This is a genomic window from Streptomyces sp. NPDC001822, assembly GCF_042892135.1.
GTDB lineage: Bacteria > Actinomycetota > Actinomycetes > Streptomycetales > Streptomycetaceae > Streptomyces.
The window spans coordinates 23,860-36,808 of record NZ_JBIATW010000021.1; the positions used below are offsets into that span (position 1 = coordinate 23,860).

General features: G+C 69.1%; 11 protein-coding genes and 1 pseudogene. 3 read left to right on the plus strand and 9 right to left on the minus strand.

Annotated elements, in window-relative coordinates; translation table 11 throughout:
- Window positions 1-97: 97 nt before the first annotated feature.
- The gene (locus ACFYY2_RS32255; protein ID WP_388749627.1) at window positions 98-1,780 is read left to right on the plus strand and encodes a hypothetical protein; all 1,683 of its coding nucleotides are present in this window, start codon (window positions 98-100) and stop codon (window positions 1,778-1,780) included.
- Window positions 1,781-1,890: 110 nt separating this feature from the next.
- Here ACFYY2_RS32255 and ACFYY2_RS32260 read toward each other — a convergent pair whose 3' ends face one another.
- The 5 genes and pseudogenes from ACFYY2_RS32260 to ACFYY2_RS32280 form a co-directional block, all read right to left on the minus strand.
- On the minus strand, window positions 1,891-2,505 hold the full coding sequence (locus tag ACFYY2_RS32260) for a hypothetical protein (RefSeq protein ID WP_388749777.1): 615 nt from the start codon (window positions 2,503-2,505) through the stop codon (window positions 1,891-1,893).
- A 255-nt stretch (window positions 2,506-2,760) separates the two neighbouring features.
- Window positions 2,761-3,207: pseudogene (locus ACFYY2_RS32265) on the minus strand (TniQ family protein); the annotation flags it as partial.
- Window positions 3,200-4,465 carry a hypothetical protein gene (locus ACFYY2_RS32270; RefSeq protein WP_388749629.1) on the minus strand — a complete coding sequence of 422 codons (1,266 nt, stop codon included), beginning with the start codon at window positions 4,463-4,465 and terminating at the stop codon, window positions 3,200-3,202. The gene ACFYY2_RS32270 and the pseudogene ACFYY2_RS32265, both read right to left, overlap by 8 nt.
- Window position 4,466: 1 nt before the next feature.
- Window positions 4,467-6,737 (minus strand): transposase, encoded by a 2,271-nt coding sequence (locus ACFYY2_RS32275; protein ID WP_388749631.1) that lies wholly within the window; start codon window positions 6,735-6,737, stop codon window positions 4,467-4,469.
- The gene (locus ACFYY2_RS32280) at window positions 6,734-7,528 is read right to left on the minus strand and encodes a TnsA-like heteromeric transposase endonuclease subunit (RefSeq protein WP_388749771.1); all 795 of its coding nucleotides are present in this window, start codon (window positions 7,526-7,528) and stop codon (window positions 6,734-6,736) included. Before ACFYY2_RS32280 ends, ACFYY2_RS32275 begins: the two co-directional genes overlap by 4 nt.
- Window positions 7,529-7,964: 436 nt before the next feature.
- Between ACFYY2_RS32280 and ACFYY2_RS32285 the strand changes: the two genes are divergently transcribed.
- Window positions 7,965-9,044 (plus strand): protein phosphatase 2C domain-containing protein, encoded by a 1,080-nt coding sequence (locus ACFYY2_RS32285; protein ID WP_388749633.1) that lies wholly within the window; start codon window positions 7,965-7,967, stop codon window positions 9,042-9,044.
- 142 nt (window positions 9,045-9,186) lie between these two features.
- Here the strand turns inward: ACFYY2_RS32285 and ACFYY2_RS32290 are convergent, their stop codons facing one another.
- The 4 genes from ACFYY2_RS32290 to ACFYY2_RS32305 form a co-directional block, all read right to left on the minus strand.
- Window positions 9,187-10,098 carry a phosphatase PAP2 family protein gene (locus ACFYY2_RS32290; protein WP_388749635.1) on the minus strand — a complete coding sequence of 304 codons (912 nt, stop codon included), beginning with the start codon at window positions 10,096-10,098 and terminating at the stop codon, window positions 9,187-9,189.
- 101 nt (window positions 10,099-10,199) lie between these two features.
- The gene (locus tag ACFYY2_RS32295; RefSeq protein ID WP_388749637.1) at window positions 10,200-11,159 is read right to left on the minus strand and encodes a hypothetical protein; all 960 of its coding nucleotides are present in this window, start codon (window positions 11,157-11,159) and stop codon (window positions 10,200-10,202) included.
- Window positions 11,156-11,497 carry a PadR family transcriptional regulator gene (locus ACFYY2_RS32300; RefSeq protein WP_388749639.1) on the minus strand — a complete coding sequence of 114 codons (342 nt, stop codon included), beginning with the start codon at window positions 11,495-11,497 and terminating at the stop codon, window positions 11,156-11,158. The genes ACFYY2_RS32295 and ACFYY2_RS32300 overlap by 4 nt, the downstream gene beginning before the upstream one ends.
- 110 nt (window positions 11,498-11,607) lie before the next feature.
- Window positions 11,608-12,144 (minus strand): hypothetical protein, encoded by a 537-nt coding sequence (locus tag ACFYY2_RS32305; protein WP_388749641.1) that lies wholly within the window; start codon window positions 12,142-12,144, stop codon window positions 11,608-11,610.
- A gap of 171 nt (window positions 12,145-12,315) precedes the next feature.
- Between ACFYY2_RS32305 and ACFYY2_RS32310 the strand changes: the two genes are divergently transcribed.
- Window positions 12,316-12,909, plus strand: coding sequence for a DinB family protein (locus tag ACFYY2_RS32310; RefSeq protein WP_388749643.1), 594 nt, complete (start codon window positions 12,316-12,318; stop codon window positions 12,907-12,909).
- Window positions 12,910-12,949: the final 40 nt, after the last annotated feature.

The following is a 12,949-nucleotide window of genomic DNA, read 5'->3' on the forward strand; positions in this document are numbered from 1 at the left end:
AGGGGTCCTGGTCTTGCAGGACTACCGAACGAGAAGACCGCCACGTCATATAGGCCATCCCAGCGCCCCTTGCCGAGCACTCACGTGAAGAGCCGTCATGGACCTGAACAGCAATCCACTCGCCCACCGGACCACTCTCACGGTCCCGCACGCTGAGAACGTCTTTCAGGATGTTCGCCGAATCAGCGCCCAGTGGCTGACCAAGAAGTTCGGCAGCGCCCCCTTCACCTCTGGCCACCATCACCTCGATGAGGTCTCGGTACTCACTAACCAGGCTGCCTATCTCGCCGACGGTGCTGAGCATGCGATACGCCTGCAACTGCGCGAGGACAAACCCGATGCCACCTGGCGCACCGCCATCACCGCTGTCGCGTTCGAGGACGACTCCGCGCTGGTCTCGGTTGGTCTGGAGGTGTTCCCCAACGGCAACGCGCCGCTCTCCCCTGGCCGACCCGGCCTGGTCCGCGACATGGTCCGCGACCTGAAACCCACGGACGGCTTGGCCCCGCTGACTCTGGACACGCTGAGCGTGGGCGCACAGGGTGTCGAAGCCCTGGTCGACGTACTGTGCGACCCGGCTCGCCGCATGCCGGTGATCGTGGCGGCCCGGCCGGTGCGCCCCGATCCCGTGTGGTCGGACCGGATGAGAAGGGCCATGCCGCAGTGCGCCGGTGCCGCTTCGCTGTACCTGCTTGAGGACACCGATGCGGTCGACGCGTTCCGTGACTCGATCGGCGAGTACCACCGGGTCGCCCCGGGCGCGGCACGCACATTTCTGACAGACGTAGATCCTGCGTGGCCGCAAGACGGGCCACGGCACCGGTTCCTGACCATGGCCCGGATGAGCGACCCCGCGGATGGGGCATGGTTCGGTCTCGCGCGCACAGTCCAGCGAATCTCCACCGAGGCCGCGCTGCCGGAGGCGCTGCGTAGCCTCTCGTTCCCGGACGCAGGCCAGCACCACCGCGTAGAGCGTCAGGCCGCCCTAGCGGTGGTCCGGCACTCCGACGAGCTGGAAACCATGCGCAACGACGTCGCAGAGCTGAAGGCGCTTCTCGCACAGGCAGACGAAGATTTGAAGGAGGCGGGGCGTACTGCAGAGCTGTCGGTTCGTACGGTGGCCTCCCTGGAGGAGCAGCTTCATTCGGCTGTGGAGCGCGCGGACGGGGACATGGAGGAAGCCGTGCGTGCTCTGGACGATGTGGAGCGGGCGCGGGCCGAAGCGGGCGTGTTGCGGGGCCGGCTTCGCGACGCAGGGCGCTTTGAGGACACCGTGGTCGTCGAGCAGCCCCAGGGCGTGCCGGACTCGTTCGAAGACCTGTGGGAGCGGCTGGATGCGCTCGACGGGGTCCTGGTCACGGCCGACAAAAGCAAGGCCCTGGAACTGGACGAGACGGACCGAGCCCGGGTGTGGGCAGCCAAGGCCTGGAACGCGCTTCGGGCGCTGGACTCCTACTCACAGGCAGCCAAGGAGGGCTTCAACGGCGGCTTCTACCAGCACTGCACCTCGGACCGGTCGGGGGCAGTGAACTGGCCGCTCAAACAGTTGGCCATGACGGAGTCCGATACGACGATGAACATGTGGGGCTCAGAGCGGATCTTCCCAGTTCCTAGGGAGGTGGACTCCTCAGAGCGGATGGAGATGCAGGCCCATCTCAAGTTGGACTCGAAGGGCAGCACCTCGCCGCGGGTCTACTTCATGGACGACACAAAAGGCGCCACGGGCCAGGTGATCGTGGGCTATGTCGGCCCCCATCTGACCAATACGAAGACAAACTGACCGTTCCGGCCACACCCGGTGGCCGGCGACCGATCACCGGGCAGCGCACACGCAAACAGGCCAGCGCCCTTGTCGCCGAGAAGGCCCTGGAGGCTCACGCTCAGTACTCGTCACTTCGCCATCGCTTCGGGAGTAGAGGATCGGCACGGCGCCCATTTGAAGTCCCCGATCCGTTGAGAAGTGATCCGGCTGAACCCCTGGTCTTCGATCCGCTGCCCCATGCGCTGGAACGCGCTTCTGTCCTGGCGTGAAGTACGGAGGACCACTCTGAGCGGGTAGGAGATCCCGCTGAGGCGCCGGAGCTGATACCCCACAGAGAAGTCTCGGACCTTGGCTCCATCGATAATCGGTGCCATCGCCTCGTGGGCCGCAATCTCGTCGGAGACCGACAGCAGCCGGGCGGCGATGCCGAACACCGCGCCGCCGGAGACCGGGTCCGCGGATGGATCACTGTAGTGGTGCGAGGCCCGACGCTGCTTTCCGATCGGGGCCCGGGACTTGGCGAACTCGGCGTGCCGTCGCTCGGCTTCCCGGTCAACCAGTACCGCCAGGGCCTCCGTGTCAGCCAGTTCCCTGGCGTGCGGCCAGGTCATGAAGATCAGCCCGCTCAGGGCACGAAGATCGATGAAGTACTGGGCCGCAGGAATCATCCAACCGAAGCTGCCCACCGACTTCGGTCCGTCCGGTGCCAGCAGTCCGTCAAAGTGGTACTGGAGTCTCAGCAACGCAGCGACCGTGGCGGGAGCTTGAGGAGCCCGGTCCACCCCGTCGCCGGCCAATCCGGTGCCGCAGACCGTCCGCGTGCCGGGGAGGGTGGCCCGGCACCGAGCGGGGTGAAGCCCGGCTTCGGAGCCGCGGGCGATCAAGCTCCCCGTACGTGTGGCATTGATGTCCTGCCCGCAGCGGGGACAACGGTGCAGAAGCAGGCGCTGGTGCCGCAGACAGGCGAAGACGGGAGGAAGCCGCCAAGACCGCCGCCAAGATCCGCCATGACGCTCCTGGATCGCGGAACCGTCACCCGAAAGGCATCGGGGGCAGTACCGGGTCGTCCTGGTGTGGATCCAGCTGTTGTTGTGGAGCATTCCCGCGGGAGTGCGGGTCTCGGCCAGCAGACGCGCGTTCAACGGACCGTAGCGAGTGCCCAGCGGAGCAGTCAGCAACCGCCGGGCCTCGTCGGACGTGAGGTGAGTGGTACGGGCAAACGTGTTGAGTCGCTGCTCGTCCAGGTCGTGCAGAAAGCGCATGGGAATGCGAACCGTGCGGCGGGTCGAGGTCGGAGAGACCAGCCCCGTGCAAACTGCGATCTCCGAGGGGGCAGCGCCGGACCGATGGGCGAGCCGGAGCAGATAGCCGCGAAGTGACTCGTCCTCCAGCGGATCAAGGCTCCGTGGCAAGGCCCGGAGGCCGACACCAGGGGTGTCAGGCATCGGCCGCCGGGCGGCCGCCCTGGTCGTCGAAGACGGTGTTCCGGCCGCGCTTGCGGCGCTTGGGCGCGGCGTCCTCTTCCTCACCCCTCAACACGGGGATCTCGCCGGAGGCCGCGTCCCGTCCGGGGATGTTGCCGAGGTTGATGGGGATCTCGTCGAGCAGGTTGACGGTCAGGTTCTCCTGACCGTTCTCCATGGCCTTGGTGCAGCCGTCTTCGATGAGCCGCTTCAGCAGCCCAACGATGCCTTCGGTACGGCGGAACAGGTACTCGGGCATCGTCCCGTCGGTGAGCATGCCCGACGCAGCGTGGAAGAGCCGCAGCTGGTCCTCGACTCCGGCGAGGTGGTTGACCCAGGCGGCGATGCCGTGGGGGGTGTCGTAGTGGAACGGGTTGAGGTTGATCATGTCGAAGCGACGCTCGGTCTGGGTGGCCGCCTCGTCGTTGTAGCTCTTTCCGCGCCTGGCAGGAGACATCACCATCTGCCCGGTGCGCGGGTCGTGGCGTCCCTCCCGTAGGAGCCCGGAGCCGGGGATGTTGACGCCGATGAGAATGAGAGTGACGTTCAGGCTCATCAGGTCGCGGATGAGATCGAGGGTGTCTTGGTCGTCCTCGCGGTGCATTTTCAGACGCGTGATGTCGTCAAGCAGAAGCGCGGTCGTGCAGTGTGCGTGCAGGGATTCACGGACGTTGCGGATCAGCCCGCGCAGGGTCTTGGCGTGCGGGGCGCCGTAGAAGTCCAGGATGGCTTCACACAGTCCCTTCGGAGTGGCCTTGACCGGCGTCTGGCAGTAGGCCACCGGCAGGAACAGGTCTCGGGTGCCGGGGATCGCGTTCGGGTTGAGCTGGTGGTGCAGGTCGCGCCAGAAGTCCTCGAACTCGGCAGCCGTCTCGCAAGCCGTCTCCGTCTTGCCCTGATAGCCACCGCCGTTGATCATCAGGCCGTCTCGTGTGCCGGGAGTCTGCTTCAGCGCGTTGTTCTGGATCCGCGACCTCATCAGCGCGGTGACCTGCGCGCTCATCGGCGTCTCCTGCATCCGCATGTTCACGTGAGTGGCCGCGCGGTGCAGGTCGTGCAGACCCCGCTTGCGCGGGCTCATGGCCCGGTACTGGTCCAGCGAGAGTCTCGGGGCCGGGATGAACGTTCCTCGCGTCTGGCGCCACCGCTGGAATCCCTCATGAGTCACGCGGTTCGGCGAGGGGCCGAACCGGAGGAACGGGACGACACCGTCCTGTGGTCCGGTTTGACCGTCTGCCATCTCAGTCCTCTCCTTCCGGAACCGGGCCCGGCTCGGCCGTGTCGCTCTCGTCCTCATTGGGGAGGATGAATAGGTTTCCCTTGCGGTAGCTGGCCCCCAGCGGGGGCGGCAGTGCGGGCCGGGACGGCCCGGCCTGCTCCCGGCGCCGACGGCGCTCTGCGTCCAGACTCTCGGCGGCCTGCCGTGCCTGATCCGGCCAGTGCAGATGGACGACCCTGTCGCCCGCCGCGCGGACGGCGGGTTTCTCCTCGCTTCGTGCGGCGGCGGGCCGGTCGGCAGCTGCCGCCTTGGCCTGTGTGACATCACGGGCGTACTCGGTGCGCTGGGACTTCTTCAGGCGGGTGGGCCACTGGCTGACCGGCGTCCGCACGCCGATCAAGTCCAGAAGCAGTGGCAGGAGTTCGTCATCAGTCTTCGGCTTCAGACCGGCTTTCTCCGCACGCTGCAAGAGGTCACGTACCCGTGCGTCGCCGAAGGCCGGCACCTTTCCCTCCGGTGGCAGCCCCGTCCAGCTCAGCGGATGCCACTCGTGGGAGAGCGGGTCCTGGAAGAACACCGTGCGGCGGTCGCGTGGTTCCCGGTGGACGATCCACTGCCACTTACGTTTGCCGCCTCGGGTGGACCTCTGGTCACGGTAGGGGCCCAGGGCCGGGCCGTCGTACCAAAGTCCGCGGACTTTCACCCCGCGCCGGCCGTGGATCCTCGTCACCGAGTGTTCGGGCAGCAGCTGGTAGTAGAGCTCAGGCGAGGGGATCTCCATCGCGAAGCCGCCTTGGGCGAAGGAGGCAGCGAACAGCGAGTTCGGGCTGTGCTCCCCGCCCGGGTCCCAGCTCGGTGAGTGCTCGCCCAGGCGGCGCTGTTGCCACACCTGAACGATCCAGGTCGCGATCAGGTGTTCCATCTCCTCGGTGGTCCACATCGCATCGCCCTCCGGGTCGGCTCCGCGGTCGGCGACGTCCACCCCGGTGTAGCCCAGCAGATGCTCGAACAGCAGGGACCGGATACTGCCAAAGGCCCTCTCCACGACCTGCTTGTCCGTGGGACGCAAGACTCGGGAGGGAAGGATGTTGCAGCCGAGCACGCGCTGGACATCGACGAGGTGATGGTTTCGGTAGACCGACCCGTGGTCGGTCGTCACTGTCTCCGGAGCGAAGAACGGCAGCCCGGCGACCTTGTGGCCGGCGAACTCCGCCACCACTGCGGCGGGCAGTCCGGGATAGGGCCATTCCATCTCTTCGCCCCAGTCCGCCCGCATCGGCAGCGGAAGCATCACGTCCCGCAGCAGCATCGCCACGTCCACCGAGGTGTCTGAGACCAGCGTGAGCCGGAACGCGCAAAGCGAGTGCGTGTAGACGTCCATGGCGAGGGTGAGATGGACCTTCACCGGGTCGCCGAACACGCTCTCACGGACCATGACCGGTAGCACCGTGGTGTCCAGCGCCACCACCTGCCCGGGACGGTGGACCACCACATGCCCCGTTTTCGTGGGCAGCTCTGCCGACCGCGCATAGCGCTGGCGGGCCCCGCCCGGGCCGAACCACTCCTTCCAGACCCTCAGCAGCGTGTGATAGCCCGGGACCGCCACATCCGGCCCGAAGGTCTCGCGTACGTACTGATGAACCATGGCCTCCCGAGTGCGGCCGTCCACCCGCGAACGGTGCAGGGTTTCGGCCCTCACCGCAAAGATCGCCTCCCGGACCTCCTCGCTGATGCTCGGATGCCCGCCGCTCTTGCGCAGCCAGCGGTCGTCCGCGCAGCCGACCAGCCCGAAGCGGCTGCGGCTCTTCTCCCAGCGGATCAAGGTGCGGTAGCCCACTTCGGCGAGGCCGAGCATCCTCGCCTCCTGACTGGCCAGGGCCTTGAGCTCAGCGACCTTCGCCATCCGCCGCTGCGTCAGCGTGGTCACCTCGGGGTCGTACTCGGGCTTCGGTTCGCCCGGCCCCGGCCGCAGCGGATCCCCACTGCGGAACCCCGTCTTCACTTCCAGCAAGTGGGCCGCGCGTAGCTCGGCCAGTCGGCGCTTGCCAGGTTCCAAGTCCTCTGCCGACGCGGGCTGTCGGCCCCGACTCGCCCCCGACGCCGAGGTGCGTGAAGAGGAACGGCAATGCCTGTGGTTGGCGAGGAAGTGGAAGGTCAGTCGTTGCCGGGAACCGTCCGGCCCCACCAGTTGCACCCGCCCGAGATGCGGTTCACGCAGTTCAACGGTCCACTCCACATCGTCGAGCACCAGCCCGGCACCGACGGACAGATCCAGTGCGCGAACGGTGCTCATGAACGCTCCGATCCGAGTACAACCGTCGAGCGGTCCGCGAGCGGCTGGTTCAGATCGACACCAAGACGGCGGTGCCAGAGCAGATGGAGGAGATGCGCCCGCGCGACCGGTTCGAACGCGCTGCCCGCCGCGATCTCCCCAAAGGTCAAGCCCTCGCCGGCCCCGGCGAACAGGCCCGGCTGAACACCCAGCGGGTCCACCAGCGGCCGCCGCCGCGACGACATCTCGTCCACCGCCATCAGCACATGCGGCCTCCACCCCGCAGCCACCATGTAGTGCCAGCCGCAGGTCAGCGCTGCCTCGGCCGTCGCCGCGAAGGCCTCCCGGTCCTCCTCCTGGATCAAGTCGGCGGGGCGGACGTCGATCAGCCAGATGCCCAGGCGGCTGATCGCGAGGAAGTCCGGGGTGTGCTTGCGCCAACCGGCAGCCGTACGGAACTTCAGCCGCAGCGGCTGCGAGAGAACTTCGGTCACATCGCCGGCGAAGTCCAGGGCTAGCAGCAGCCTGGCTTCCTCCAAGCTTTCGAACCCATGCAGACGCCCCGTACTGACCATGTACTCCAGCCCGGGACGATGCCGCTGGTCCCTCCTCCAGGTGAAGCCGCGCATCGGGCCCAGCCTGGTGACTGGGGTGGTTGCTAGGTCGGCCACCGGACAAATGACATCGCCCCCGGCGTGACGCCAGGTGGCCGTCCACCGGCGCGTCCAGCCCTCTGCCAGGTCGAGCCCATCCCGCCCGTCGAGCGAGACAGGGACCAGCAGGTCGTCCCACCGGCACGAATGCGACCACAAGGGCCTGTACCCCGCGCCGTCGACCACCCCGGCATGTACCCCGCCGGATCCTTGAAGCTCCGCCACCCCTTCAGAGAAGCGAAGCCCGGCGTATGGCGTAGGCGATCTCCGGTACTGGTGACAACAAGACCGCAAACGATCTCAAGGTGACAAGAACAATGCACCTTCGGTGACAACAATCGTGCTCACATCGGCCCGGAGAGCAAGGTCGGGGCAGCTCACAGGTGACAACTTCCGTGCTCAGTCACACCGGACTCGGCGGGCCGGACTTCCCGCCTGTCCCGTCCCAGCAGTGTGCGTGCGGTCCCGCACTTCCGCGGGCAGGAGGACCACCGTCCCGGGCACCCGCAGGCACGTACTCGGTTGACCTTCACCTTGGGGGAGACCACAGCATCGGTTGGGCCGGGCGATGTGCTCGGCATGAGGAGGAGCGAGCATGGGGTTGCTGACCATCGGGGCGTTCGCGAAGGCGTCCCGCCTGTCGCGCAAGGCGCTGCGCCTCTACGACGAGGTCGGACTGCTGACCCCCGCCCGTGTCGACCCGGTGAGCGGCTATCGCCGCTACGCACCGGAACAACTGGAGCAGGCTCGGCTCATCGCCTGGCTCCGGCGACTGGGGATGCCCCTGGCCCGCATCCAGCACGTCGGCGTGCTGGAGTCAGCCGCGGCGGCGCAGGAGATCCGCGCCTACTGGGCCCAGGTCGAGGCCGACACCGCCGCGCGGCGGGACCTTGCTTCCTTCCTCATCGACCATCTGTCCGGGAAGGACCCCGTCATGTCTCCCACCACCGAGCCCCTGGAAATCCGCTACGCCGCCCTCTCCGACCGGGGCCTTGTCCGCGAGAGCAATCAGGACACCGTCTACGCCGGATCGCGCCTGCTTGCCGTCGCCGACGGATTCGGCAGCGCGGGAGCCCCGGCCGGCGCCGCCGCCGTCGAGGCGCTCAGGCGCCTCGATACCGAAGGCATCCCGGCGGGCAACCTCCTCGACGTCCTCGAAGACGCCGTCGAGGAGGCCGAGCGGGCCGTGCACGGCGTCACCGGGACCGGCTCCTCACCGGAAGAGGCAGGCACGACACTCACCGCGATGCTCTGGACCGGATCACAACTGGCCCTCGTCCACATCGGTGACTCGCGCGTCCACCTCCTGCGCGACGGAGAGCTGTTCCAGATCACGCAGGACCACACCATGGTGCAGTCGATGGTCGACGAGGGGCGCCTCACCCCGGAGGAAGCCGCTTCCCATCCCCAGCGGTCGCTGCTGGTACGAGCCCTCGGCCAAGGAGGGCAGGGCAGCCCCGACATGCGCCTTCACGACGCTCGGCAGGGGGACCGGTACCTGCTCTGCTCCGACGGTCTGTCGAGCGTCGTGTCGACCGACGAGATCCGACGAGTGCTCTCCGAGACCGGGGAGCCCGATCAGGCCGTCCGCGAACTCATCGCCCTGGCCAACGGCTCGGGCGGCCCCGACAACGTCAGCTGCGTGGTCGCCGACGTCATGGAGCTCCGGCATTAGGGGCGCGGCACGCACTTCGGGCGCACCGGATCCGCTCCCTGGAACTCACCCATGGAGCCGACGAGCACCGACTCGCCCGGGGACGACGGTGGCGCCGGGCCGCCGCCGGGCCCGGATGCGCCGGTGGGAGCCGGCCGCGCGGTCAGTCCGGTGCGGGGCGGGTGCGGCGTGCGGTGGGTGCCGTCCCCGCCCCTGCGATGAACCAGAACAACGCCGCGCACAGGAAGGCCGCCGCCGCGAAGACGAGCGATTGCGTGACGGAGTCCTCCCGCGCGCCGGCGGCGAGCGCGCCGGCCGCTGACAGTGCCAGGGCTACGGCCGGGAGCGCACGAGGGCCACGCGTGATGCCCGGTGCGGCGGCGGGTGGCAGCAGCCCGGCCGCGAGGCAGTAGCAGGCACAGGCCAGCAGCGCGGCCCCCAGCACGTCGCTGGGGCGGTGCTGGTAGGTGGCCTGGACGGCGCCGGCGGCAACGGCGAGCCACAGCATGCCGGCCACGGTGGCGTAGGGGCGGACACGAGGAGAAGCGACGAGTACGGCGCCGAGGGCCAGCCCCGCCGGGATGGCCGCGTGCCCGCTGGGGAAGCTCGGATCGATGAGCACATCGGGCGCGTCTATCAGGTCGGGACGGGGCAGGAGCACTTTGCTGAGCATCTCGGTGCCCCCGAGCGTGACCACGGCGACCCCGGTCGCCGCGCAGCCGTGCCACCAGCACCTGCGCACCAGGGTGACGACCGCGATGACCGCCATGCCCACGGCCAGGGTGGTCATGGCGGTGTCGTCCAGCGGCGGCAGGGCCGCCGAGCCGTAAGCCATCCCCGACCAGTCGTAGATCCACGCCGGTTTGGCACCGTTGTCGTTGAACAGGGCGTTCTCCGCCCGCTGCCCGGACGGGGTGCAGACGGCGATCAGGTAGACCGCCAGGAGCCCCAGCAGGCATAACAGAGCCCGGAGCAGCGGTCGTGCCGTCCGCACGGGGCCGGTTTCGGCCGTGGCTCCCGGGACCTGACCGGGGTCCGCGTGCACGCACAGGGACGAGGGATCTTGTCGAGTCATCGCTTTCTCTGTTCTTCGTGAGGGAGCAGCACCTAGCGGGCCGCCCGGGCCCGCGAGGAATACCGACAGGCCCAGCCGGCCACCGGGGGAGCCGGGTGCTCCTATTCGAGGAGCGCCCGGCTCCCCCGGCGCTGGGCGGCGATCGCCAGGGCCGGAAGGGGCGCGATCAGGAGGAGGAAGACGACCAGGTCCGGCAGAGAGTTCATGAACCCGTTCGGCCGGATGACGATCGCCTGCGTGCGGATCATCGCGACCGCTGCGACGGGAATCAGCCACCGGTGGTCTCCGGTCGCGGCCGTCGCCGCCCATGCGGCGATCAACGCGACGGCTTCGAGGGCGAACAGGCCGCGTTGGAAGGCCGGGCTGACGGAGGTGACGTGCAGGCTCCCGGCGACGAACATGGCGAGCACGACGGGCACCAGCCGGCGGTACGAGTGGCGCCGCAACCGCCCAGGACGGCAGACCGCGAGCACGGCGCTCGCGGTGCAGAGCGCTCCCGACAGCACCAGGTCACGGGCCGTGATCGGGGTGCCCAACCCGTAGTAGGCCAGGCCCTGTTTGCCCTCGTCACCGAAGAACGTACCGCTGTTGAAGGTGGCGCCGGCGTAGACCATCGCCGCTGCGGCGGGCAGGGCGATCCACGCCTTGCCGCGAAGCAGGGCGATCAGGCAGACCAGCGGAAGCAGCCCGTAGGGCAGGAGTCGTGTCCGCGTGCCGGGCCCTTGTGCCCACGGGTACCAGCCGGAGAAGTGGAAGGCGATGGCGTGCCGTCCGGGATCGATGTGCAACGCCCAGTGCCACACGTCCTGCAGATACGGCACCAGCGACAGTGCGGCGAGGGCGAGCGCGGTCAGGTGGATGCCGTCCAGCCACCATGGCCGGGCCCTGTCGTCGACGACGGCGCGGGCACGGGCCTGCACTCCGGCTCCCACCAGGGCGACGGCCTCCCGCGGCGGGGGCCAGGAGCGGCCGGGGTACGCCTCGGCCAGGCACGCCAGCAACTCCTCTCCCTGGCGGGAACGGTAGGGCTCGGGATAGGCCGCAAGCAGCAGACGGTTCACGCCGGGGCCGCTCCGACTTCCCCCGAGCGTCCGATGACGACGGCCGCCGCCTGCTGCATCCGCAGCGCCTCCCGGCCGAGCGCCGCGTTGCCGTCCTCGGTGAGCCGGTAGTAGCGCCGCGCCCGCCCGTCCACGATCTCCTCATGCCCGGCGGCCACCAGCCCGGCCCGCTCCAACCGCTCCAACGCGCCGTAGAGCGTGCCGACGGCGATGCGGAGCCGCCCACCGGTGACCTGCTCGGCGGCCTTGATGATGCCGTAGCCGTGCAACGGTCCGTCCATGAGTGCGGCAAGGATGAAGTACTGCGGTTCCGTCAAGGACGCACTCTGCCGTGTCATTCACCAAGCATATATCGAGCTACGAAGTATAGGTCCGGCTGCGGGAACGTCGCGGCGCGTACCGCACCGCACCCCGCACCGCACCGCACCTGTGAACGGGGTGCCCGGCCTCATCCGTTCGCGTGGCTCTCCCCCGCACGCAGCCACGCCCGGATGCACGCGAAGTCCGCGTCCGTGAGGCCGATGCGAGGGTCGACCCGATGGAGAAGCGCCCTGCCCAGGTGCCTGCGGGCCACCCAGGCCCGGTCGGTGGCGGAGATCTCGTCGTCCGCCCAGACGAACGGACGTCCGGCCGCACGCTCGACGAGGGGAGGCGTCTTCCAGTGCAGGCCGTGGATCAGGTCGTCCGGGTCCTCCGGCCACTCCACCACCGCGAGAGCCGGCAGCCCGAGCCACGGTGCGACGCACTCGTTCGCGCTGTCGAGCCACGTCGTCGCCCACACCAGCTCGCAGCCCAGCGCCGCCAGCTTCGGCCCGAGCGCCGGATCGATCCTGGCGACCAGCGGATTCCCCGACCCCGCTGCCCTGCCGGAGGCCGGGCCATACGTCGGGTATCCCTGGGGCCGTTGCATGGGCGTCGCGCCGAACGGGATGAGGGGGCCGTCGACGTCGAGGAAGAGAAGAGGGCGCTGGTTCGGACCGGTCACGCGTGCACGGTAGCCCCCTTCCGTCCGGACTCCCCCCGCCCTGAGGGGCGCCCGTGAAACCTGTCGGGTCGCCGGTCCGCCCGAACGGTGGCCGTACGGTCGCGCACGGGGCGTCGGAACGGCGCGGAAAAACCCACGCCCGGAGAGCGCGCGGGCGGCAGACTGGTTCGCATGACCTCACCGGATGCCAAGGCCGACCTCCACTTCTACCTGCAGTCGGCGCGCGACGCGCTGCTGTGGAAGCTCGACGGCCTGTCGGAGTACGACGTCCGCCGCCCCCTGACGCCCACCGGGACGAACCTCCTCGGGCTGGTGAAACACACGGCGAGCATCGAACTCGGTTACCTGGGAGACACCTTCGGACGCCCGTCCGGTGAGGCCATGCCCTGGCTCGAGCCGGGCGCCGATGCCAACGCGGACATGTGGGTCACCCCGGACGAGTCACGGGAGCAGATCGTGGGGCTCTACCGCCGGGCATGGGCGCACGCCGACGCGACGATCGACGCGCTCTCCCTGGACACGGTCGGCCGGGTGCCGTGGTGGCCGAGCCACCGGGCCGAGGTGACGGTGCATCATGCCGTGGTCCGGGTGATCGCCGATACGCACCGGCACGCCGGCCACGCGGACATCGTCCGCGAACTCCTGGACGGCTCGGTGGGAATGGGCGAGGGCAACGACAGCATGGCCCCGGGCGGCCCCGCCTACTGGGAGAAGCACCGGGACCGCCTGGAACGCGCAGCCCGGGAGGCGGGCGGGGAGGCGTAGCGCAGGCGTGCGGGTGTAGTGCCGGCGGGGAGGCCGGACC